The 24,373-nt window shown below is 29.2% G+C and carries 25 protein-coding genes and 1 pseudogene; 4 read left to right on the top strand and 22 right to left on the bottom strand.

The genetic code is table 11. From position 1 onward, the window contains the following. Positions 1 to 14: 14 nt before the first annotated feature. The 6 genes from Q0O83_RS05990 to Q0O83_RS05965 all read right to left on the bottom strand — a co-directional run bounded on the left by Q0O83_RS05990 (position 15) and on the right by Q0O83_RS05965 (position 6,043). Positions 15 to 1,664 (bottom strand): AAA family ATPase, encoded by a 1,650-nt coding sequence (locus Q0O83_RS05990; RefSeq protein ID WP_294095131.1) that lies wholly within the window; start codon positions 1,662 to 1,664, stop codon positions 15 to 17. Between the two features lie 586 nt (positions 1,665 to 2,250). After that, entirely contained in the window at positions 2,251 to 3,087 is an 837-nt protein-coding gene (locus Q0O83_RS05985; RefSeq protein ID WP_294095128.1) for an Rpn family recombination-promoting nuclease/putative transposase, read from the bottom strand. Between the two features lie 127 nt (positions 3,088 to 3,214). Then, positions 3,215 to 4,048, bottom strand: coding sequence for an Rpn family recombination-promoting nuclease/putative transposase (locus Q0O83_RS05980; RefSeq protein ID WP_294095125.1), 834 nt, complete (start codon positions 4,046 to 4,048; stop codon positions 3,215 to 3,217). Between the two features lie 102 nt (positions 4,049 to 4,150). Then, positions 4,151 to 4,735, bottom strand: coding sequence for a hypothetical protein (locus Q0O83_RS05975; RefSeq protein ID WP_294095122.1), 585 nt, complete (start codon positions 4,733 to 4,735; stop codon positions 4,151 to 4,153). Positions 4,736 to 4,761: 26 nt separating this feature from the next. Further along, positions 4,762 to 5,280 (bottom strand): ImmA/IrrE family metallo-endopeptidase, encoded by a 519-nt coding sequence (locus Q0O83_RS05970; RefSeq protein ID WP_294095119.1) that lies wholly within the window; start codon positions 5,278 to 5,280, stop codon positions 4,762 to 4,764. 67 nt (positions 5,281 to 5,347) lie between these two features. After that, on the bottom strand, positions 5,348 to 6,043 hold the full coding sequence (locus tag Q0O83_RS05965; RefSeq protein WP_294095116.1) for a hypothetical protein: 696 nt from the start codon (positions 6,041 to 6,043) through the stop codon (positions 5,348 to 5,350). A gap of 224 nt (positions 6,044 to 6,267) precedes the next feature. Between Q0O83_RS05965 and Q0O83_RS05960 the strand changes: the two genes are divergently transcribed. Genes Q0O83_RS05960 through Q0O83_RS05950 form a run of 3 tightly spaced genes read left to right on the top strand, consistent with a single transcriptional unit; the run spans position 6,268 to position 8,195 of the window. After that, on the top strand, positions 6,268 to 7,155 hold the full coding sequence (locus tag Q0O83_RS05960) for an MBL fold metallo-hydrolase (protein ID WP_294095113.1): 888 nt from the start codon (positions 6,268 to 6,270) through the stop codon (positions 7,153 to 7,155). After that, entirely contained in the window at positions 7,156 to 7,599 is a 444-nt protein-coding gene (locus Q0O83_RS05955) for a hypothetical protein (RefSeq protein WP_294095111.1), read from the top strand. It begins immediately after the preceding gene. A 14-nt stretch (positions 7,600 to 7,613) separates the two neighbouring features. After that, the gene (locus Q0O83_RS05950) at positions 7,614 to 8,195 is read left to right on the top strand and encodes a hypothetical protein (RefSeq protein ID WP_294095108.1); all 582 of its coding nucleotides are present in this window, start codon (positions 7,614 to 7,616) and stop codon (positions 8,193 to 8,195) included. A gap of 70 nt (positions 8,196 to 8,265) precedes the next feature. On the opposite strand, the gene Q0O83_RS05945 is transcribed toward Q0O83_RS05950, so the two are convergent. The 6 genes from Q0O83_RS05945 to Q0O83_RS05920 are packed head-to-tail and all read right to left on the bottom strand — an operon-like array spanning position 8,266 to position 14,641. After that, positions 8,266 to 9,744 (bottom strand): mannitol dehydrogenase family protein, encoded by a 1,479-nt coding sequence (locus tag Q0O83_RS05945; RefSeq protein WP_294095106.1) that lies wholly within the window; start codon positions 9,742 to 9,744, stop codon positions 8,266 to 8,268. A gap of 3 nt (positions 9,745 to 9,747) precedes the next feature. Further along, positions 9,748 to 10,821 carry a mannonate dehydratase gene (gene uxuA / locus Q0O83_RS05940; RefSeq protein ID WP_294095104.1) on the bottom strand — a complete coding sequence of 358 codons (1,074 nt, stop codon included), beginning with the start codon at positions 10,819 to 10,821 and terminating at the stop codon, positions 9,748 to 9,750. A gap of 20 nt (positions 10,822 to 10,841) precedes the next feature. Next, positions 10,842 to 11,858, bottom strand: a complete 1,017-nt coding sequence (locus Q0O83_RS05935; RefSeq protein ID WP_294095102.1) for a zinc-binding alcohol dehydrogenase family protein — start codon at positions 11,856 to 11,858, stop codon at positions 10,842 to 10,844. A 12-nt stretch (positions 11,859 to 11,870) separates the two neighbouring features. Continuing rightward, on the bottom strand, positions 11,871 to 13,145 hold the full coding sequence (locus tag Q0O83_RS05930; protein WP_294095101.1) for a TRAP transporter large permease: 1,275 nt from the start codon (positions 13,143 to 13,145) through the stop codon (positions 11,871 to 11,873). Next, entirely contained in the window at positions 13,136 to 13,648 is a 513-nt protein-coding gene (locus tag Q0O83_RS05925; protein WP_294095099.1) for a TRAP transporter small permease, read from the bottom strand. The genes Q0O83_RS05930 and Q0O83_RS05925 overlap by 10 nt, the downstream gene beginning before the upstream one ends. A 15-nt stretch (positions 13,649 to 13,663) precedes the next feature. Next, positions 13,664 to 14,641 carry a TRAP transporter substrate-binding protein gene (locus Q0O83_RS05920; protein ID WP_294095097.1) on the bottom strand — a complete coding sequence of 326 codons (978 nt, stop codon included), beginning with the start codon at positions 14,639 to 14,641 and terminating at the stop codon, positions 13,664 to 13,666. Positions 14,642 to 14,855: 214 nt separating this feature from the next. Between Q0O83_RS05920 and Q0O83_RS05915 the strand changes: the two genes are divergently transcribed. After that, the gene (locus Q0O83_RS05915; RefSeq protein WP_294095094.1) at positions 14,856 to 15,539 is read left to right on the top strand and encodes a GntR family transcriptional regulator; all 684 of its coding nucleotides are present in this window, start codon (positions 14,856 to 14,858) and stop codon (positions 15,537 to 15,539) included. A gap of 85 nt (positions 15,540 to 15,624) precedes the next feature. Here Q0O83_RS05915 and Q0O83_RS05910 read toward each other — a convergent pair whose 3' ends face one another. The 10 genes and pseudogenes from Q0O83_RS05910 to Q0O83_RS05865 form a co-directional block, all read right to left on the bottom strand. Next, entirely contained in the window at positions 15,625 to 16,155 is a 531-nt protein-coding gene (locus tag Q0O83_RS05910) for a hypothetical protein (RefSeq protein WP_294095091.1), read from the bottom strand. 77 nt (positions 16,156 to 16,232) lie between these two features. Next, the gene (locus tag Q0O83_RS05905) at positions 16,233 to 16,445 is read right to left on the bottom strand and encodes a hypothetical protein (RefSeq protein ID WP_294095088.1); all 213 of its coding nucleotides are present in this window, start codon (positions 16,443 to 16,445) and stop codon (positions 16,233 to 16,235) included. An 86-nt stretch (positions 16,446 to 16,531) separates the two neighbouring features. Continuing rightward, positions 16,532 to 17,245: pseudogene (locus Q0O83_RS05900) on the bottom strand (dGTP triphosphohydrolase); the annotation flags it as partial. A gap of 294 nt (positions 17,246 to 17,539) precedes the next feature. Next, positions 17,540 to 18,415 carry a UTP--glucose-1-phosphate uridylyltransferase GalU gene (gene galU / locus Q0O83_RS05895; RefSeq protein WP_294095085.1) on the bottom strand — a complete coding sequence of 292 codons (876 nt, stop codon included), beginning with the start codon at positions 18,413 to 18,415 and terminating at the stop codon, positions 17,540 to 17,542. Between the two features lie 5 nt (positions 18,416 to 18,420). Beyond that, positions 18,421 to 19,410 carry a hypothetical protein gene (locus Q0O83_RS05890; protein ID WP_294095083.1) on the bottom strand — a complete coding sequence of 330 codons (990 nt, stop codon included), beginning with the start codon at positions 19,408 to 19,410 and terminating at the stop codon, positions 18,421 to 18,423. A gap of 8 nt (positions 19,411 to 19,418) precedes the next feature. Continuing rightward, on the bottom strand, positions 19,419 to 20,504 hold the full coding sequence (locus Q0O83_RS05885; protein WP_294095078.1) for a sugar phosphate nucleotidyltransferase: 1,086 nt from the start codon (positions 20,502 to 20,504) through the stop codon (positions 19,419 to 19,421). A 258-nt stretch (positions 20,505 to 20,762) separates the two neighbouring features. Beyond that, positions 20,763 to 21,674, bottom strand: coding sequence for an IS3 family transposase (locus Q0O83_RS05880; protein ID WP_294095075.1), 912 nt, complete (start codon positions 21,672 to 21,674; stop codon positions 20,763 to 20,765). 16 nt (positions 21,675 to 21,690) lie between these two features. Next, entirely contained in the window at positions 21,691 to 21,897 is a 207-nt protein-coding gene (locus Q0O83_RS05875; RefSeq protein ID WP_294095072.1) for a transposase, read from the bottom strand. 97 nt (positions 21,898 to 21,994) lie between these two features. Continuing rightward, a complete protein-coding gene (locus tag Q0O83_RS05870) occupies positions 21,995 to 23,251 on the bottom strand; it encodes an oligosaccharide flippase family protein (protein WP_294095068.1) in 1,257 nt (418 codons plus the stop codon). Then, the gene (locus tag Q0O83_RS05865) at positions 23,238 to 24,365 is read right to left on the bottom strand and encodes a glycosyltransferase (protein WP_294095066.1); all 1,128 of its coding nucleotides are present in this window, start codon (positions 24,363 to 24,365) and stop codon (positions 23,238 to 23,240) included. Before Q0O83_RS05865 ends, Q0O83_RS05870 begins: the two co-directional genes overlap by 14 nt. Positions 24,366 to 24,373 lie beyond the last annotated feature (8 nt).

Below are 24,373 nucleotides of genomic sequence, written 5' to 3'. Positions count from 1 at the left end.
AAAATCAACATTTTCTATTTCACGTATAGTTTTAGCACCTTACTAGCAAAGACCATCCCTATTTTAATAATCTTTTCTACTCCACGCTCTCTTAGTCCTGTTTCATATATTTTTTTATCTATCTGAGCTAATGCCTCAGCTCCTGCCTGATCAAAGTCATGTTCTGAGCTTGAAACCGCTACTTTAAATTCGAAAATATATCCAATTCCACTTTTACTCTTTGGCTCTAGAGCTAAGTCATAACGCCCTAACCCCTCTTCTCGATTTGAATGTATGTAAAACTTATCATCTAAGCCTATCATCATCCCGAGTATCAAGTTGTGATAAAACTTCTCTTGTTTTGATCCATCTAGGTAACTCATACTCGTCTGAAACATAGAGTTTATCTTCGCTTCCACAGAGTTATTACCAAAAATTTTCCCAACTAAAAGTGCTTCTTCTAACTTTGAAAAACTATTTTCTCCAGCAGAATCAGCTATTTCAACGAATGTTTTTCTGAAATAATCTTTTACCTCTTCGTTTGGTATTCTAAGATAATACTCTCTCCGTCTTTCTCCAACTCTATCTATCGTTAAATACCCAGCAGAAAACATTAAATACAAAATTGTACTATCACTATATTTTTCACCAAATATCATATTATCATCCAAAATAGCTCTTGCAACACCACCTCTCAATAGTTCATAGAAAGTATCATTTATATCCTCATCAGCATCTTTTAAAAGTTGCATAATAAGAGTATTCGCACTTGTATTTACCCAGTAAGATATTAAATCTCCATTCTCACAGTGATTTAATATACTCCAAGGGTTATACACTTTTTCATTTCCAAAAGTATAACCGTTATACCAACTCTTAGCTAAATCGAGCTCTGTTTCTAATCCATAATACTTTAAAATAGTTTCTACTTCACCCTCTGTCATTCCAAAATGATTGTAATTATTTGTTAATAGCGTAGAAACTTTCAAGTTATTTAAACTAGAAAATATAGACTCTTTTGCCACTCTCAAAATCCCAGTTACCACTGCAAAAGAGATCGGTGCATCCTTTAAGGCTTCACCATAAAAATCTCCTATCAGCTCTTTTACCTCTTCATAATAACCTTTTTCATGAGCCACTATCATTGGCGAATCATACTCATCTATTAGTAGCACTGGCTTTATTCCAGAATATTTATATACAATATCACTCAAAAATTTTAAAGCTCTTGTCAAATCTGTATCGGGTTCTCCTAACCAAACTTTGTCAAAATACATCTTCTCTTTCAGATTAAGAGACTCTCTGAGATCTTCATAGTCATTATATAAATCACTCAAAACCGAGCTGAACTTTTGTAAAAATTTAGAATAGTTCTCTCCATTAATTCCCTTCATAGTTAAAAATATAACTGGATATTTTCCTGCCTCAGCCATATATTTACTCTTTTCTATATTTAAACCTCTAAAAAGTTGATTATTCTTCTCTGCATTTTTTCTATCTAAAAAGTATTTCAAAGTACTCATATTCAGAGTCTTACCAAAACGTCTTGGTCTACATATCAGTGTAACTTCTGCTTTTTTTTCTAAAATCTCCTCTATAAATCCTGTTTTATCAATGTAATAGTAGTTTTCTTCTATCAGCTTTTTAAAGTCGCTCACACCGATTGGTAATTTTTTTCTCTCCATACTTTCCACCACCTTTTTTTAATATATTATACCACATTCTAAAACTCTCATCAAAAAAAGACCCCTAAAGGGTCGTGACTAACTTATACACATGAAATAAGCTTCCACCGAAGTGAAAGCCTATATCATCACGTTTTTTATACAACCAAAGTTCCTTTAAGGTCCTTGAATTAATTTTAAACTATTTATTTCAAAAAGTCAAAAACTCTTTTAATTACACTTAGGTTTTCTTAAGATTTTTATAATTTTATTGATTTTTATTTAGAATAAGAGTATAATATTTCTAACAAACAAAAAGATTCAATGACGTAAGTTTCATTGTATGAAAAAGAGCTAGGGGCGAAAACTAGCTCTTTTTTTATTTTATTCATTGGGGTATAATTATTTTTAGTGGTTATCTACCTCTAGAAAGGGGGTGAAACTTACGTATGTTAAGAATCTTTTTTGTTATTGTCCTTTTTTTCCTACTAGTTAAAAAAGGGTACTAGATAATCACTGACTAGGTGTTCGCCCACCTAGTCTTTTTATTTTCAGTTAAATTATACAAGATTCTAAAATTCTCATACTATTTTCTAATTTTTAATCTCTAATATTTTAGTAGCTCTATCTCCTCTACACTCAATCCTGTTATGCCTGAAACAATTTCAGAACTCATCCCATTTTGAAGAGCATTTTTAGCAATCTTTAATTTTGCTAATCTTTCCCCTTCAGCTTTACCTTTTAACTCTGCTGTGGCTAAAGCACTGGCTGCATCTAACCTAGCTTTTTCTCTCATTCTATACTTTTCACGTTCATCTTCATCTGAACTTATTACATATAGCTTTTTCTTTGCTAATTTTATCTCTTTTACAGTCTCTTCTGCTTCTTCTACTATATCACTAGAAGGTTCTTTTAAAAACATCCCCCATCCAGATAATGGATCATCAACTCTAAACTCCACCAACTTTGGAAGCTCTAAAAAGTGAATTTCAAGGTCTTTATTTAAAACTATATTCTCTTTCTCCTCTATAATTTTAAATACACTATGATAATTTTGTGTTTCTTTAAATTGTATGAAATTTAATATATTTATACAGATAGTTCTATTTAGATTTAAATAGTTCTCTCCCTCTTTTAGTTGCTCTGAGTAAAGCTTACTCCAGTAATAAAGTGTTCTCTTTGGCATATTATATTCATTTCTAAGTTGAATCTCTACATTTATAATAGTTCCATCATTGGCTACTGCTTTTACATCTAACCTACTATTTTTATCCTCTATCGCTTCTTTTGTTATCTCTACATTTCTTAACTCTACATCTACTAACGGTGATTCTGATTTTATCGCAGAATTCAAAAATGATAACAACACACTCTTCTCTTTTTCATTTCCAAATATACTTTTAAATATAAAATCCATCTTTGGATCTAATAAGCTTGTACACATACTATCACATCCTTTTTTTAATATATTATACCACATTCTAAAAATCTCATCAAAAAAAGAGCTAGTTTCTCACTCCTAGCTCTTTCTTATACAATGAAATTCCCATACTATTTTCTAATTTTAATCTCTAATATTTTAGTAGCTCTATCTCTTCTATACTTAATCCTGTTTTTTCAGCTATTAATTCATTTGGTATTATCCCTAACAAACTCTTTGCTATTGATAATTTTGCTAACCTTTCCCCTTCAGCTTTGCCTTTCAACTCTGCTGTAGCTAAAGCACTGGCTGCATCTAACCTAGCTTTCTCTCTCATTCTATATTTTTCACGTTCATCCTCATCTGAACTTATTACATACAGCTTTTTCTTTGCTAATTTTATCTCTTTAACAGTTTCTTCTGCTTCTTCTACTATATCACTAGAAGGTTCTTTTAAAAACATCCCCCATCCAGATAATGGATCATCAACTCTAAACTCCACCAACTTTGGAAGCTCTAAAAAGTGAATTTCAAGGTCTTTATTTAAAACTATATTCTCTTTCTCCTCTATAATTTTAAATACACTATGATAATTTTGTGTTTCTTTAAATTGTATGAAATTTAATATATTTATACAGATAGTTCTATTTAGATTTAAATAGTTCTCTCCCTCTTTTAGTTGCTCTGAGTAAAGCTTACTCCAGTAATAAAGTGTTCTCTTTGGCATATTATATTCATTTCTAAGTTGAATCTCTACATTTATAATAGTTCCATCATTGGCTACTGCTTTTACATCTAACCTACTATTTTTATCCTCTATCGCTTCTTTTGTTATCTCTACATTTCTTAACTCTACATCTACTAACGGTGATTCTGATTTTATCGCAGAATTCAAAAATGATAACAACACACTCTTCTCTTTTTCATTTCCAAATATACTTTTAAATATAAAATCCATCTTTGGATCTAATAAGCTTGTACACATACTATCACATCCTTTTTTTAATATATTATACCACATTCTAAAATTCTCATCAAAAAAAGAGCTAGTTTCCTAACTCTTTTCCATACAACCAACTTATTTTAATTACTTTAACACGGCTTCAAATACAGCCTTTAAATACTCCAATATTCCACAAACCACATTCTTTACACTTGTTGGTCTAGAAATTTTAATATAGTCCGTATCTTTCTCATCTTTTATAAGACCTTTTTCAGATTTAAACTCCATCTCTTCTTTATTCAAAAGCCTCAATAGAACCTTTACCAATGTTTTATCAATACCAAATATATTATCCACGATTTTATTTAATGTCACCGATATTATCTTCCAAGATGTGAATAATATTGCCACCAAGCCCAAAGGGTCTAACATTTTTAATTCAGGATTTTTTATATAAGCTTCTAAATAAATTTCACCCAATAGATACAAACCTGTTGGAATTCCTATCAACACTGTAGAGAATACCACTATCAAAATAAGTTTTAAAATAAACTTACGCCAATTTTCAGAATGTTCAATAATCCCTATCAACTTTTTGCAAATATCTTTCGTTAATTCATTCAATGTTTCATTACTTATTTTCTTTTCATTTTCACGATCTACTTTAAACTCATCTTTACCCTCAATCGACCCAAGTATATCCGCTATTTCAAGATTGTTATTTGGCATTATCTTCTCCTAAGTTAATATTCCTCTTAGTCTACGCAAAATATGTTCAATTCAGAAAATCTTTTTCTTGTTGTTGTTTCTGATACTCCAAAGATTTTTGCAAATACTTTCACACTAGGAATCTCAACTTTATTAACTAATTCCTTAAAAATCTTTTCTGGCATCAATAAACAAGCTGCGAAGTAGTCTGCTTCATCCTCTTTCTCTTTATCTCCTGATTGTCCATGTCTACATAAAACATATGGTTTTTCTTCTGTAGTATGCAAAAAGAAATGTCCTATTTCATGAGCTATCGTAAATATCTTATCCTCTTCTAACTTATGGGCCTGTTCATTTATTATTATAATTTTTTCATTACCACTTTTTAGCAATATTGCTGACGCATCTGGAAAATTTTTATCCTTCCACTCTGATTTTGAAAACTTAAATAATTTGATACCTTCTGACTTTAATAACAAATCTAAGTCTATCAAAGGCATTGTTGACATTCCATTTGTCTCTAGGAGTTTATTTACTAGGTCTGAAATCTCCTTCTTTTCAAACATTTTTACCACCTTTTTAATTTAATTTAATTTATTACTATCCTAATTTCAATTATATCATTTTTTATCTTTATATCTTAATACTATTTAAAATATTTTCAATATCTATACTTTCAATTCCTAATCCTTGTTCCATTTTTCTTTCTATCTCTTCACGAATTTTTTTTTCAATTTCTACTTTTAACTCTTCTTGTTTCTTTACTCTTCCTAATTCGATTTCTTGTGTTCTTTCCTTAAATTTTTTATATTGCTCTAAATTTAACTTCAGCTTACAATCAATATAATTTTTCATTACAGGAAATAAATTTGATATTAATTTTTTATCTTTAAATTTTATTTTTTCCATCGACTTTAATCCGTTTAGATACAGGTTATAATTTATGTAACCTGTTAAAGCCTTATCTTTTTCATAGTTATGAATTGCACTATTTATAAATTTATACAAAGCTACAGTTTCCTTTTTTCCTCTTAAATCCTCTTTTACTTTTTTAATTATTGAATCCATTATTTCACGATTCTCTTTTGTGTATTCATCTTTATTTGCTTTAAAATTTAAATTTTGATAAACCTCTTCAAACTTTTCACGTGTTATATCATGCGTTCCAAATAATTTTACAAAAATCTCTTGATAATTTTTATTACCAATTTGATCTCCAGCTTCAAACTGGTTAATATAAGTATTTAAAGTTGGTCTCGATAAATTTAAAACTTCTGCAAATTCATTTAATGTAATTTCATATTTTTTTAATTTTTCTTTTATCTTCATGACACTATTATATCATCACCTTTCATTTTGTAAAGTTTTTTTAACTTTATTTTACATTTTTTACGTTTTTTACGTAAAACTATTTATTTTTTACATATTTTATGATAATATAAATATGTTGATCAATCATAAGTTTTCCTTAATAATTTTTTCATTATAATTACTAAGGCTTGTATAGATGTGAGTCTATTTTTATTACTTTTATATTTTGTGGAGGGAATTAAATGCCAAATATTAATTTTTTAAGTTCAAAACATTACACAAATGCAACAACAACAAATTATGGAGATTGTGTTTTAATTGATATTAATGGAAAGCTTGTTATTTATGATTGTGGTTCAATTGAGCACGCTAATGAAGTTATTAAATATATGAAGACTAATAACTATGAGAAAGCTATTCTCATTCTTTCACACCAAGATGCCGATCATTTTATGGGAGTTCCTCACCTTATAGAAAATAATAAAATTTCTCACCTTTACACACTTTTACTTCTTAAACATAAAGATAAACTTTTAGAATTAATTGGAGATAATCGAAAAACTAGAGAGTCTGTAACTAAAAATATTACCGAAATCTACAATAATATTTATTCTCTTAGCAACAACACAAATGTGATTCTCTGCGACACATTAACTAGTATTAACACCCTAATCACACCACATGTTAAGATACTTGGACCTGATATAAACTATACTTTAGAAGCTGTTGCTAAAGCTTTAGACTCTCGGGAAGGCGATACTATTAATAATGAAACTATTATTAATGCTGTTAGTACACAAGTTTCTGTTACATTTAATAACACAAAAGTCTTACTTTGCGGAGATAGTTGTTTTGATGCTATTGAAGAGGTTATTAAAGATCACAATCATATTCAGCTACCGCATCATGGAAAAGAGCAACAAGCCTTAAAAATCTGGGCAACAAATTATGGAAAAAACGATATCATTTATTATGTATCTGATAATACCGGAAGCACAATTGGGGGTTCTGATAAGATTTATAAAAAACCAGGATATAAAATGAAAAATACACGTGATGGACAAATTTTATGTTCACTACTCCTTAGCTCTTCAGCCTCTATTGCTGGTAACTTAGGAGGAGATGAGTAATTGAGATATGCCATTCATAAAAGTACATCTAAAGATGAGGTAAAAAATAGACTAGAATTCTTAGAAACTATTTTTAAGCTCAAATTTTTCTTCAAAGAGCATAAAAATGAATTTTGTATCTATAGTAGTTTTCCAGCTAATAAATTAGACGTTTTTTTTATTAGTGGTCATTCTAATCTTGTTAAAAACTTTTTAATAAATACAAATATTTTAGAAAAAAGATTAATTATTAATTCATGTCAAATTAATAATTTAAAAACTCTAAAACATCTGAAATATAAAAAAATTTATATTTCAGAACAGAATAAAGATGGTACGAGTGACCTCTTAGTTGGTGAAGAATTCAATTTTTCTTTTAATATAACTCACTCTGAACTGAATCTTTTTAATTCCAATAAAAAATCAGGTATGCCTAAATTTAGACATGCTTTCAATAAAATATAAAAAGGAGATTAACTATGACTACAGATAATTTGGTAAAAATAGATAAATTAGACAAAACTGATATAAGCTTAATAATACTTATAGCTTTCTGCAATCTAGTCTTTATACTCTTCGGAATATCTTCACTATTCACAAATATATTCGATACTTTTAAACAATATATTTTATCTGATAATAAAATATATTCAATTATTTTCCATGTATTTATTGCAGGATTAATTGGAGGAGCATCTTACTCACTAAGAGCTCTTTATCAAAATATAGGTCATTCTGTAACACCTATTAATCAAAAATATTATCGACCACTCAATATCAAAGTATGGTTCTTATGGTATTTTTATAGACCTCTTCAAGGTGCTGTTTTAGCTGCTATTATGATTTGCTTATTTCAACATGGTTTTATAAGCTTAAATACTACTAATATTGAAACAACAGAATCTCTATACTTCCAAGTTGGAATAGGGTTTTTAGTTGGATTTGGGGCACACGAGGTTATGGGGAAAATTGAAGAAATTATCAAAGTTATTTTTGCTAAAAGTAATAAAAAAACGAATGAAAACTCTCAAGATAAAGTAGTGAGTAACTCAACTAATTAAACAAAATATTCAATGACGTAAGTTTCGTTGTATTTAAAAAGAGCTAGTGGCGAAACTAGCTCTTTTCTACTTATAATATTCTTTCCAAAGTTTTCCTAACTCCACCAACCTCTTTCATCATACCTAAGAAATACTCTTCAATTAAATCAGCCATTCCAATTTGAACTAAATCAACTCCAAATATATTTTTATTTGAAAGAATCTTATTCAGCTTTCCTTTTTCATAACTACTAGAATCTAAGTATTTTATACTATTCAAATTAGCTTTCAACTCTTCTAATAGTGGATCACTACTCAAAGTCATCATCGCTCCACTATCATCTACTCCCATTAGATAACGCATCCAACCAGCTATAACTAAAGGAATATACTTTAAATTTCTTACATCTAACTTTTCATCTGCTACATACGCTTTAATAGTTTCACCAAATCTAATCCCAACTTTTTGAGAAGTATCTGTTGCTATCCTTTGTGGTTGATCTGGAATAAATGGATTAGCAAATCTTTCTTCTAACACCTCTTCTAAAAACTTTTTAGGATCTATTATTTTCGGATTCTCAACAACTATAAGCGACTCTTCATATCCTATCTTTCTAACTAAATTACTTAAAACCTGATCCTGCATACACTCTGCGATAGTCTTTTTATTTAGTAAACACCCATATATTGCTAATGCTGTATGTAATGGATTAAGACAAGTAGTTACCTTCATTCTTTCAGCTTTTTCGACAGACTCTCTATCAGTCAATATAACCCCAGCTTCTTCAAATTTTGGTCTTCCATTTGGAAACTTATCTTCAACAACAAAATATTCCGGAACTTCAGCATTTACAAATGGGGCTGTATAAGTATTTTTACTTGTTATAACTATATCCATATTTTCAAAACCAGCTTCTTCTAAAAACTTTTTAACCTCTATGGCTGGTCTTGGAGTTATCTTATCTATCATTGTTATTGGATAACTAACTTTCTTCTCATCTAAAAGATAATCTAAAAATTCTTTTTCTACAACATCATTTTTTACCCACTCTTGTGCAACAGATACAATCGCATTTTTCAGCTTATCTCCATTAGCAGAACAATTATCCATGCTTAACAGTGCTATCGGTGCTGCATTTTTTTTATAACGTGAATAAAGCAATGATGTCACCTTAGACATCAAGTGATCAGAAGTAATGATTCCATCTCTGAAGCTATACCCCTTCTCTGTTATTGTAAAACTTATTATTTGTAACTTCTCATCCTGACAGATCTCTTCAACTATACTCATTCCATCTGATGTTACATCAATACTCTCAACTATACTCCAAATAATTTCTGGTTTAAATTCCCCTTTTTTATCTAAAGTAACCAAGATAGTTTTGTTATCATATGGCTTAAAAGCTTTTTGTATAATCTCTCCATCAAAAGTTTCTGCTACAACAATTCCACTATTTTCTAAACCTTTTTCTATAAGAGTTTGTTGAACCTTTCCCATATATGCTCTAAATATATTTCCAGCACCAAAGTGAAGCCATTTTGGAGATTGAAGTTTAATTTTTTCATTCATAATCTAGTCCCTCTTTTCCTGTCTGTTTAAACTATCCCAAATTCCCCACATATACATTATTCCTAGAGCTCTATCATATAATCCATAACCTGGTCTGCACTTTTCTCCCCATATATGTCTTCCATGATCTGGTCTTGCATATCCTTTAAATCCTGCCTCGTGATACGCTTTAACTACATCATATATATCTATTGATCCATCACAAGTTCTATGAGATGTTTCAATAAAATCTCCATTTTCATATATCTTAACATTTCTTATATGAGTAAATGGAATTCTATCTGCAAACTCTCTAACAATACTTGGAATATCATTTTTAGGACTAGCACCTAAAGATCCCGAACAAAGTGTTAATCCATTTGAAGGACTATCTACTAAATTAAGTAATCTTCTAAGATTATCTCCAGATGTCATAAGTCTTGGTAACCCAAAGATTGACCAAGGTGGATCATCTGGATGAATCGCCATTTTTATTCCATTTATCTCTGCTACAGGGACTATCTGCTCTAAGAAATATTTTAAATTTTCCCATAATTTCTCATCATCTATATCCTTATACGCTGCAAATAAACTTTCAAGTCTAGCAAATTTTTCAGGTTCCCATCCAGGCATTGTATACCCTTCACTACCTTTACTTACAGTTTTTATAAGTTCCATTGGATCTACATCTGCAACTTTTGCATTTTCATAAAAAAGAGCTGTTGATCCGTCTTCTAACTCTTTAAATAAATCAGTTCTTGTCCAATCAAACACAGGCATAAAGTTATAACATATAACTTTAACTCCTACTTTAGCTAAATTCTCAATAGTTTTCTTGTAGTTCTCTATATACATATCTCTTGTTGGTAGGCCTAACTTTATATCCTCATGCACATTTACACTTTCAACAACATCTATATGTAACCCTGCTTTTTCAGCTTGATTTTTAACTTCTAATATTCTTTCCATAGGCCACACATCTCCTACTGGAACATCATGTAAAGCCCAAACAACTCCTTCTACTCCAGGAATCTGTCTAATTTGAGATAGCTCAACGCTATCATTTCCCTCTCCATACCATCTAAAAGTCATCTTCATATTATTTTATCTCTCCCTGATTAGAATGTTAGTACTATTTTACAAATTTCATTTGGTTTATTTTCAATTAAGTCCATAGCCTTATCAACCTCTTCAAAAGGAATTACATTTGATACCAATCTTTTAGCTTGTAATTTTCTATCATTGAAAAGTTGAACAACATTTGCAAACTTATGTGTTTGATGTCTTGATCCTCTTACATCTAACTCTTTTATTGTTATTCCTAGCTGAGCTATCTCTGAGGTATCTTTCGAGAATCCTAAACACATAACTCTTCCAGCTACAGATGTTATCTCAATAGCTTGCTCAAAAGTTTTCGGTAAACAAACTGCATCTATAGTAACGTTTGATCCCATTCCATTTGTTATCTCTTTAACTCTAGCTAAAGGATCCTCTAAATTTGGATTTATTACATAATCAGCTCCAAGTTCTTTTGCAACACCCAATCTCTTTTCGTTAAAATCTGAAATTATACAAATTCCACCCTTTAATTTTGCCATCTCTAGGACACAAAGTCCTATAGGACCTGCTCCAATTATAAATACATAATCACCTTTTCTTATATCAGCTCTCCATGTTATTTGATCTGCTATTGTATAAGGTTCAATCATAGCTGCTTCTTCCCATGATATTGAATCATCAAATTTAAATATATTTTTTCTCGGAGCTATATAATACTCTTGGAATCCTCCATCTACATGACAACCTCTAACTTTTAAACTCGAACACGCATTTGGTCTTCCTGATTTACATGCATAACATTCACAACATGCTATCATAGGTTCAACTACAACTTTATCACCAACTTTTAAATCTCTAACATCCTCTCCTAAACCTACAACCTCTCCTACCATCTCATGTCCTATTACTCTTGGATAAGTTGCTACGGGTGATGTTCCATGATATATATGAACATCAGAACCACAAATTCCTGCTGCTTTTATTTTTACTAGTACATCTGTTGCTTCTGATATTTTTGGTATCTCTCTTTCTACAATCTGTAACTCTTTTGGTTTAGAAACTATTATCGCCTTCATTTGCTCTCCTTTTTATCCTAATATTAGATTTGGTAAATACAAACTTATCTCTGGAATAAATGTTACCATTCCTAGTACAACTAAACTGATTAATAAAAACGGCATAATCGCTTTTATTGCTTCTCCCATAGAAATTTTTCCTATACTTGATGCTACGAATAAGCATACTCCAACCGGTGGTGTAGTCAATCCTATTATTAAATTTAAAACAACTATTACACCAAATTGAATAGGATCTACTCCTAACGGAGTAACTATACCTAATAAAACTGGAAACAGTATAACTAAAGCTGCTATAGTTTCCATAAACGTTCCAACAAATAGTAAAAGTAGATTTATTAATATCAACACAACATATTTGTTTTGTGATATCCCCAGTACACCTTCAGCTATAGCTTGGGGGACTTGTTGACTTGTTAAAATCCAAGCAAAGATATTTGCAAATCCAACCAATAACATTATTGCTGAAGTTCCTACCATAGAGTCCAATAAAATTTTTGGAAGATCTTTCAATTTAAGCTCTTTGTATATAAATTTACCAACTATAATTGCATATAAAACCGCTGCTATAGAAGCTTCAGTTGGAGTAAATACCCCTCCTAAAATTCCAAATAAAATCAATACTGTCAGCATTATTGCCCAAAAAGCATCCTTAAAGCAGATTATTTTCTCTTTTAAACTGACTTTAACCCCTTGAGGATGACCTTTTTTCAATGATATTCTATATGAAACTGCCATCATTCCAAGTCCTAAAAGTAAGCCGGGAATAGCTCCCGCTAAAAACATCTTTGATACAGATATTCCTGTAAGAGTTCCAACAATAATCATAGGTAAACTTGGAGGTATTATTGGTCCTATTGTTGATGAGGCTGCTGTAACTGCAACAGCATAATCAGCATTATACCCCTCTTTTTTCATAGCAGGTATCATTATTCCACCAATACTCGCTGTATCAGCTAAAGCTGTTCCAGATATTCCTGCAAATACCATCGAAGACCCTATATTGGCTAATCCTAACCCACCTTTTATATGTCCCACAAAAGCGTTACAAAACTTTATAATTCTTTCTGTTATTCCACCACCATTCATTAGATTTCCAGCTAATACAAATCCAGGAATACATAGAAGAGTAAATGAATCTATTCCTGCATACATCTTTTGAGGAATTACAACAAGAGGGATATCTGCTAGTAATAGGTATACAAACGATGAAAGCCCCAAACAAAATGCTACTGGTACTCCTATGAATAGAAGTATAAAAAATATTCCAAACAGTACTAGTTCCATTCTACCTCTCCCTCCTCTAAAACTGGGTTTTCAATTTCTTTTTCAGAGTTCTTTAAAATCTTCTCTTTAAGAATTTGAAGACCATATATTAGTAGAAACACACCCGAATAGCAAATTGTTCCATATGATAAATACATTGGTATTCCCATAGCAGGAGATGTTTGTCTCAATCCCAACGCTCCAAATGTATACCCTTCATACGCTATAATTAAGAAAAATATGTTTAGTAATATATATGTTATTACCTCTAATACCTCTTGAACTTTTTTATTCAATTTTATTAAGATAATATCAACTCTAACAAACTCTTTTCTTTTTAAAGCTAAAGGTGCCGCTGTCATAATTGAATATATAAATAAAAATCTTGAAAGCTCCTCTGTCCAAGATGGAGCTTTTGGTAAAAAGAACCTTGCAAATACTTGTAGAAAAACAACTGATATCAACATAAAGAAACTTAGTATTACCATAATCTCTAATGTTTTTTCTATATACCCCTTTTTCATAATTACCGTTCCTTTCTATTTTGTTTCAACTATTTTTAGATATAACTCATATTGCTCTGGTGTTAAAATCTTTTGCATCTCTGGCATTATTTTATTTTGATACTCCTCTTTATTTACAGGAATTATTTTCATTCCTTTATCTATTAGATTCTGCTTAGCTGTAACCACAAAATCTTTAAACTTTCCTTGAGCATATATTTGTGCTTCTTCAGATGCTTCTAAAACAGCTTTTTGCATCTCTGGCGATAATTTATTGAACTGTTTTTCTCCTACAGTGGCATATATCCACTGAATTACATGCTCTGTTTCATAGGCATTCTTTTGAACCTCATAGAATCCTAAACTATAAACTAAATCATATGGATTTTCTTGAGCATGTATTGTATTTTGCTGAAGTGATGTAAACACCTCTTGTAATGACATCGGTGTTGGTTTAGCCCCTAAAACTTCCCAAGTTTTAACGAAAATTGGTACATCTGGAACTCTAATTATTAAACCTTTTAAATCCTCTACTGATTTTATATCTCTATTTGTAGTCAGATTTCTAGGTGCTCTTTCATGATAATACAAAGGAATTAATCCTGCGTTAGCTTGTATATTTGTTTTTATCTCTTCACCTATTGGTCCATTTAAAACTGTATTCATATGATCTAAATCTCTGAAAGCATAAGGTACAGCCATTAGTGCAGCTTTTGGCGCCCAGTTTTGTAATGTTTCTCCTGTTAGAACCATATCTAGCGTTCCTAATCTCACACTATTGATCATATCTGTTTCAGATCCCAATTGTCCATTTGGAAAAATTTTAACTTTTAATTTTCCATCCGTTTTTTCATCAACTATCTCAGAAAATTTCACTGCTGTTTCATGCCAAATATGGTCTGTATTAGCGTTATGACCTAATTTCCATTCCACGGATTTTCCTTTACCACCGAAAAAAGAAAAGCTAATTGTTGCAATAAACAGAAATAAAACTAAATTTAAAATTCTTCTCATAATTTTTAAACCTCCATTTTTTATCTTTCTCTCAACTTGTATATTAATATATATACTCTAAATGTGTTTTTTTGTCAAATTTTTTGTTTTTTTTCTGTATTTAAAATATCAAAATAAGTCATAAATAAAATATATATAGCGATATGTTGCTTTAAATATTTAAAAATGCTAATATACAAGTTGAATAAAGAATTAAATTCTAGGAGGATTTAAGATGATTAAATTTATTTTAAAAAAAGCAAAAGAAAGTAATCGGGAATATGTATATAGAACACTTAAAGAAAACATTATCAATTTTTCATATGTTCCTGGTGATATGATTAGTGAACCAGAGATTTGTGCTGCCTTTGAAATGAGCCGAACGCCTATAAGAGAAGCTTTTATTAAACTATCCGAGGATAACTTAGTTAGTATCTATCCACAAAAAGGAACTTTTATCTCTAAGATAAATGTTGCTAGACTTGATGAAGCTATTTTTATGAGAGATTCTCTTGAAAAGTCTGTTTTTAAAGTTGCTATAAATAAATTGTCAGCAGAAGATATAACTGAATTAAGAAAATTGGTTAAGTTTCAAGAGGGGATTTTAGAGTTTGGAAGTGATATCAAAGAGTTTTTCTATCTAGATAACCAGTTTCATGCTACTATTTTTAATAAATGTGGTTTCTCTACAATTTGGAACTCAATAGAAAATATTAGCCAAGATTATAATAGGTTTAGATTTTTAGATACTATATCTAAAATAAATGCCACAAAAGTTATTGAACAACATACCGCTATAATTGAGGCTATTGAAAAAAAAGATGAGGATTTCTTTAATGAAGTTATCTCAGAACACCTTAGAAATATATGCCCTCAATTAGAAATTTTTAAGGAAAAGTTTCCTAATTATTTTGAGTAGAATACTCATCTAAAAATACCTTTTATAGTAGATAGATTTAGTAAATCTACCTACTATAAAAAATCATTATTAATAATCTTTTATTTTATATTTTTTTGTAATCCATCACTCTATTACATTTTTTCGAATGACGTCCAAAAAAATCTAATTTTCTTCTGACACTAAAGTTTTCATTATAAATATTTTTATATCTAAGCTCAATAGTTATATTTGATAATTTTTTTCTTAGTTTCTGTTTTATTTCATCATCTAATAAATTATTTTTAATTTCAAATAAAACAATTTTACCATTCGGTGAAATTACTCTATTTACAATATCTTCAACAAAATTATTTACATATCTATTCTCTAATGTTTCTTTTAATAATTCTATAAGAATAGATGTTGATTCTTCATCATCAAACTTACAAATCAGCTCTTTTACGATTAATGGACCTACTCCACTATTAACAATTTTTATACTTATTTTATTTTCATAGTCTTCGATTATTATTCCTCCTAAGGGTTTAACACTATTTTTATTGTGCTTCTGCTGAAAATAAATCGTCAAGCCTGAGATAATTATCGCTATTATTGATATCAATATCTCCAAGTTATTTTTAAGTATTTCTATCATTCAGTATCACATCCTTATATTTATTAAATCAATTTTTGAGTATAGTCATATAACCTTTTAATTCCCTAGCTGCTCTTTCACAATCTCAATAAATGCGGCCTTGTTATTATAAACAGATCTCCCGAATCCAACCCCAGCTTAGTTCTCATCTTCTTAACAATATCAACCCTTAAATCCCTTCTATCATTATCCAAAAGCTTCTCTTTAATATATGTCAGCATATTCTCATCCACAATCTCTTTCTCCAAGAAATCACTATACTCATATATCGTCTTCCAAGTTGGCTTCAAGAAATCCCCTGTAAACAATTGAACTATATTCTTTTTAATGAAATCATCCTCTTCTCTCCCATTTACAGAATCCAGATACCTATCCTTTAACAATTAATATCAGAAGTTATATAGTCAGTATAAACAGGAATATGATGATTATACACCCATAGATACAACATATCTCTTGAATCTATTATAGATTGCAACGCCGGTATTCCACTACTAGAGAAACACAACTTCTTATTCTCTATATACATAGCTCTTAAAAGTCTAGGCACATCTATATGCGGAGCTGGATATCCACACATATGATTATCTCTCATCAAATAGTCAAGTTTATCCACGTCAATACTATCTGAGTTCACTATCGATATCATTATATTTTTTGCCCAATAGTCCTTTAAGCCACTCTCTTTCTTATAAAGATTTCCAGTTATTATTCTACATATAAATTCGTAATCTATATTTTTATTTTTATCCAATAAAGGTACCATATTTTCTAGAATACAATAGCATGACATAACTTCATGAGCAGAGCCATTTGATTTCTCTCCAAATACCTCTTCAAAATTTATATTTTTATAACCACACTTAGGCTTTAACTCCTCTTTTATTAACTTTTTTTCATAAAATCCCTCTCCTAAATGTGACAGTGGTGCATGACCTAAATCATGTAGAAGTGAGGCTATTTTCAAATTATCCTCATAATACTTCAATATATCATCATCACATGCTCCAACTATTTTTTCATACTCAATTTTAAAACCATCTTTAATCTCATTGAAAAAATCCATTGCTAACTTCATTACCCCTAATGAATGTTCAAATCTTTAACTACTTTTGTTCCTCTTTTCATTTGTCCTCCCATTTTTGTTTTTAAACTAGTTTCCCACCACTAATTAATAGTTATATTATAACCTTTATTTCATTTATTCTCTATTTGAAACTTTTTTTAATATTTTTAAAATTTCTTCAAGATTAAGTTTATAAACAAAAGTATTGTTTTTCTATAATTCTATTCTTTTATTTTATATTTATAGGACTATTTTAAATTTAGATTTAAACCCTCTAGAGGGATAAGCGCGTTATCAATCTAGAAGGTTTTTTAATTTTTATAGTTTTATCGATTTCAGATACTCTTTTAAATCCTCACTTGTTTCAGAACTACGTAGTCCAAACTCTATATTAGCTTTTAATAATCCTATTTTATTACCTATATCGTACCTTTTTCCCTCGAAGTCATAGGCTAAAACTTTTTTATTATCATTTATCATAGCTAAGATAGCATCTGTAAGCTGAATCTCTCCACCTTTACCAGCTTCTGTTTTTTCTAAGTAGTTAAATATATCCGATGTTAATAGATATCTTCCTAAACATGCTTTCAGTGATGGAGCTTCTTCTAACTTTGGTTTCTCAACAAAATCAGATATAACTACAGTTCTAGAATCAAGATCCTCTACTGGTTTTACTACTCCATATTTAGATACATCCTTTGGGTCAACCTCTTGAACACCTATTATAGAAGAACCATATTGATTATACTTCTCTATAAGTTGTGCTGTTACCTCTTTATTAGGATTATACATTATATCATCCCCAAGAGCTATTACAAAAGGATCATCTCCTATAAAACTCTTAGCTTTTAATACAGCATGTCCTAATCCTAAAGGATGGTTTTGTCTTACATAATATATATTAGCCATACCATGAATAGTTTCAACTTTTTGTAAAAGTTCATCCTTTCCACCTCTAGCTAATGTGTTTTCTAACTCAAACGAGTGATCAAAGTGATCCTCTATTGAGTTTTTATTTCTTCCTGTTACTATTAATATATCTTCTATTCCAGACTCTACTAGCTCCTCTACTATGTATTGTAGTGATGGTTTATCAACTATCACCAACATTTCCTTCGGTTGGGCTTTAGTTGCAGGTAAAACTCTTGTTCCTAATCCCGCTGCTGGAATAACTGCTTTAGTTATTTTTTTCATAATTTTTATCTCCGGTTTCTTTTAACTTTATTATAATCAAAATAAATTAATTCTTTTAACTTTATAGATTTAGCTCCAAATTTTTCTTTTGCTAATCCTATTATATGAGTATCCTCTAAAACCCCTTCTCTTTCTAATAAAATCATAGGAGTCTCAGCACAAACTGCTTCAGCCACAGTTCCCCATCCAGCTTTAGCTATAATAAAATCTGAAGCTGCAATATAATTTTGTGTATCTAATATATCTACTGGAAGTTCTAATACTTTTCCATCAATATTTTTAACTTTTACACCACTAGTTGTAAATACTGTCCCTTTAAAATTACTTATAGTAATCTCATCGATTTGAGCTGATTTTCCACAAGATATAAAAATTGATTTACCATATTGCACTTTTATCTCTTCGACCTTTTTAATACTAATTTTTCTAGAAATAAAATCCATTTTAATTATTTTAGGAGATATATAAGAGAAATCTAAATTTAAAGGATACAAATATAGATTATCTATCATTTCATCTAACTCTAAATATTTTTGAGTTATTTCTGAATCCAAATTTAAATAACTATACTGCTGATACCAAGTAAAATTGCTTATAAGATTTATTTTTTTCTTCAGATTCTTGCTAACCAAAATTCCAATAGGAGATATATCACAAAATATATCTCCTAAATGATAATCTTTTAAAAAATTTATCTCTTCCTCAACAAGTTTATCCCACTTAGAAATAAAATCTTTTAACTTTATTTCTAAAAGTTCTTTATCTACATCTAGGCTATTCTTTTTATTTATAAGACCAACATCTGTTAAAATTTCTCTAAATATAACTCTATCGTAATAATCCTTAAAATATAATTTAGCAAACTCTATCTGCTTCTCTCCAGATACAATAATACATTTGAAATTAGAATTCTCATCTAACTTTTTTTCTAATTGAGCTAGAGACCTTGTTATATGACCAAAGCCATGACAAGATACATACCAAATATCATACATAAATTTACCTACTTTTTCAACTGATTATATTTTGAAACTATTTTCTTTATATCTTGAGCACTGTCTTTATGAGATATTAAAATATTATCACCATTTTTAACTACTATTAGATTTTTAACTCCTAACAGTGAAACAGTACAATCATCACATATAACAATATTATTATTTGCATCATGTATTATAGCTTCTGTATCTCTTATAATATTTCCTGCATTATCTCCTTCAAAAACTTCTGATAATGCTGTAAAACTTCCTATATCGTTCCATCCAATAGAAACAGGTATAACTTTTATATTTTTTGAATATTCCATTATTCCAAAATCAATAGATATCTTTTCAAACTCATCAAAATATGGTTTTACAAGATTACTAAGTCCTAATCCAGTGACATCTTTTTGAATTTCTCTTCTAATCTTATTAAAAACTTCTGTATGTTCAGGCATAAGAACTTGAAAATTTTTAAATATAGTTTCTGTTGTAAATATAAACATTCCAGAGTTCCATAGGTATTTTCCTGAAGCTAAATATTGTTCTGCAGTTTCCTTATTTGGTTTTTCACGGAATCTTCTAACTTTATAAACTTCGTCTAAGATTAAATCTTCACTATTATTAACTTCAATATAACCATAACCTGTTTCTGGTTTATCTGGTTTTATTCCTAAGGTTACAATAGTTGAATTTTGATGAGCTTCCTCTGATGCCTTTAAAATAACCTCTCTAAAGTTAATGTCATTTTGAATAAGATGATCAGAAGCTAATACAGCTACTTCTATCTTTTCACCAGAGCTTTTAAATCTTTCCTCTATTATTATAGATGTATAACCTATTGCTGCTGCAGTATCTTTAAAAGCTGGTTCGATTATAATATTTTCTTCTGGAATATCTGGTAACTCTTTTTTTATTTCATCTACTTGTAAAATATTAGTTGCTATAAAAATCTTATCTGCTGATATTATTGGTAAAATTCTATCAACAGTCTCTCTTATCATAGATTTATCTGAAAAAAGAGATAGCAATTGTTTTGGTTTTGTTGGTGTTGAAAGTGGCCAAAATCTTTCTCCACTTCCCCCTGCCATTATTAGGGCTGTTAACAAAATTATTTTCTCCTTTCTAGTTTAATAAAATTTATTGACTTTAAAAATAAAGTATTTATTAAAATTGTGAACATTAATCATATCTGGTTCTTTCTCTCACGAAATCTTACAATCTATTATATCAGTCACAAAATATTTTTTTACACATATCGTGCAATAAGATGATATATTTCCTATGGAGATAGCATATAAAATTTAAAGTTTATTTTCTGTTTTAAAACTGATATTAAGTCAAGTTTTTAAACATAATTTTATAAATTATGCAACTTGTTTCTGATAATCAGCTGGAGATAAATAACCTAGTTTTTTCTGAATTCTATGGTTGTTATACCAGCCTTCTATATATTTAAATAAAGACTTTTTAGTTTCTTCAAAAGTCTTTGGTTTACTTTGATAAATTAACTCTTTCTTTAAAACTGAATGAAAAGATTCTATAGGAGCGTTATCATAAGGATTACCCTTTCTTGAATAAGAAAGGGTTGCACCTAAATCTTTAACTTTAGCTACATAATCTTTACTCGTATACTGCGATCCTTGGTCTGTATGGATAATACAGCCTGTAAGATCACTGTTTAAATTAAGTTTAGAAAGAGCTTTTAAAACGATATCTGTTGTCATTGTTGTGGAGTACTCCCAACCTTTGATTTCGTTTGTATGTAAATCCATAAATGAAGCTAAATATGTCCAACCAAAATCTTTTGTGTAAATATATGTAATATCTCCTACTATTTTCTCGTTTGTTGAGGTAGTTGAAAAATCCTGTTTTAAAAGATTACTTGCAGGTGCTTCAACTTTTGATTTAATTGTCTGGGGCTTGTACTTTTTTCTAGTAATAGATGAAAGACCTAATGCTCTCATAATTCTTTGAACTAGCTTTATACTCGCGGGATAACCCTCACGATTAAGTATTGCATGTATTTTAGGAGCCCCATAAATTTTAGAATTTTCCTCATAAATTCTTTTGATTTGAGAAGATAATAATTCATATCTCTCTTGAGTCTTAGTAGTAGTTTTATTGAGATTAAAGTAGTAAGTAGCTCTACTAATTTTAAAGATTTTACACATTTTTTCTTGGCTGTATTTAGGTTTTAATTGCTTGATAAGGTCAGTTATCTTAGTATCATCTAGTTTTTCGCGAATATTGTCAAAGCCTTTTTTAGAATAACACACTCTTCTTTAGCAGCAGCTAGTTCTTTTTGAAGCTTTTGAAATCATCAAGAGTAACAACTTCATCGCTTTGGGTATTAATATTACTGTATTTTTTTCTCCCAAGAACAAGATTGAATGAAGACACACCATATTCACGAGATACCTCTTTAAGAGGCTGACCATTTAAAATTAAATTAACAAGAATTTTTTTAAACTCTTCATCATAAGTTTTTCGTTTAAACATAAAATCACTTCCTTCAAGACTTAGTTTACATGATTTGTTATTTTATGTCTACAAACTTATTCAGCACCAAGTCCCTTTATATTTAAGTTCACACTTTCTATTTCTTAAGTTTAAAAATAACCCCTTTAGCTATATATATTATTCCTGCTTGTATTATTCTAGAAACTATTATTCCATTTAACCCAAAATTCTTTGCTAATGAAAATAGCAGAAAAATATAAAATGGGTTTACAATCAATAATAAAAGAGTATTTTCTTTTACATATCCAGAATATATAAATAAAGGATGCTGAGCTATAAAAGTTTGAGTAAATACTACAAATACAACATAAAAATATAATGAAGATGTATACTCTAAATAATTTGGTATAAACCAGTGTAACCAAAACACTTTTGTTAACGCTATAAATATAATTCCTAAACAACCTACTGATAAAATTATTTTACCTAATTTAACTCCTATTCTTTTTGCTCCAGCACAATCGTTTTTTGCTAATCTTTTACTTATTTCTGGCATTATAGATTGCCCCATTATAGATGTAACTCTTTTTATTAATTCTCCAATTTTTTCAAGCAACTTATATACAGCTACATCACTTACACCTAAATATTTATTTATTATAAACGGGGTCAATTGAAATATTGGTAAATCAAGGGTACTTGATAAGTTTGTGTATATTGTAAATTTAATGAACTCTTTTTGGAATTTTATCTTGAAAATATTTAGTTGATGCATTTCATTCTCTTTTAAAGTTTTATAAGTTAAAAACATGGTAATTAAAAGATTTATAAAACTTAAAGCGATTGTTCCATAAACATAGTATATTAACTCTTGATTCAAAAATAATCCAACAGAATAAATAATAGTGTTCGAAATTGCTAAAGATAATTCTATCATAGACATATATTTAAATTTTTCAAATATTCTTAAAATTCCTATAAAACATCCAGGAATAGTAAAGAATATAGAATATACCAAAATTTTAGCAACTTTTACTGTCATCAAATCCCACTTCAAATATTCTGCTGCTATTCGCATAAACATTATAGCTACTATCAAAGCAAAAATTGCAGTTATAAAATCCAGATACAATGCTTGCTTTATTATATTTTTACCTTCTGAATTATTTTTAGTCATACAATTTGGTAAAAACTTTATAACAGCTTCAAATGATTGAAAATTAAAAAGAGCATTGAAAAATCCAGCATAACTTAAACCTAAAAATATTATTCCATTATTTTCTAAACCCAATGCTTTAACTAAAAGAGCAGTATTAAATATACCTATAATACTGCTCAGAGTTGTACCTGAAAAAAGATATAAAAAATTTTTAATAAGTTTATTTTTTATCATCTAATAAATCCTCTATCTCTCTCATTATTTTCTCATCATCAAAGAAACTAGACCTTTCTTTTGCTAACCTTTTATATTCCTGTCTTTTCTGTTTATCGAGAATCAATTTTCTCATAGCATTTGCTAAACTATCTACATCTTCAGTTTCTACCAACTCTCCATATTTACCGTTGTCTAAAATTTCTAGTGGTCCCACACATTTAGTTGAGATTATAGGCTTCTCTAAAACAATAGCCTCTGCTAAAACTAAAGAAAATCCTTCAAATCTAGAAGAAACCACAAATAAATCTGCTGCTTTTATATATGGATATGGATTTCTTTTAAAACCTAAAAGTTCTGTATTTTGGGTTAAATTATTTTCTGAAATATATTTTTCAAACTCAGACCTTAATCCACCCTCTCCTAAAATTTGTAGATTATAATTTAAACCCTCATCTAGAAGTTGCTTATGAGCTTTTAAAAGAATATCATACCCTTTTGCATCTGTTAATCTTCCGGCTGTTACTAATGTTAATTTTTTATTAGTCACAACCTCTTCATTAGCTTTTTCTCTAATATCAGATTTTGGAATCGGATTATAAATAACTTTTGTTTTACTTTCCAGCTCTGGATATAATTTTAATACAGATTTTTTAGAATCCTTAGAAACTGAAATTACTTGATCAATTCTAGAGTAACATTCTCTTTCTAAGCTTTTAGATAGCATTCTATGTTTTTCTAAATCAGTATGAACCCATGCTATTTTTTCTGCTTTATTTTTTCTATTACTAATATATTGGGTACTCTTACCTTCTAAAAATGCTATTTCAATATCGTAGTCATTTTTAATTTTACATAAATATCCATTTATAAAAAACATATCTCTTATTTTTAAATATAATGAGTTTATTTTTCTGAATAAAATATTTTTATCGTACGTTCTATTTCTAGGAGCTAATCCTTTTAAGCTATTAACTCTTTCCGAAACCTCTTTTAAGTAAATCCCCTCTTTATTTAATAAAAAAATATCTACTGAATATTTCTTAGTATCTAATTTCTTTAATATATCTAGTAAAACTTTTTCAGCCCCACCACCATTTAAAGTTTCAATTATGATTAAAATTTTCTTTACCAATCAAATTC

The organism is uncultured Cetobacterium sp. (assembly GCF_945952365.1).
In the GTDB taxonomy this organism is placed as follows: Bacteria; Fusobacteriota; Fusobacteriia; order Fusobacteriales; family Fusobacteriaceae; genus Cetobacterium_A.
Note: the sequence above shows the minus strand (reverse complement) of the source record. Positions and strands in the feature narration are given on the sequence as shown.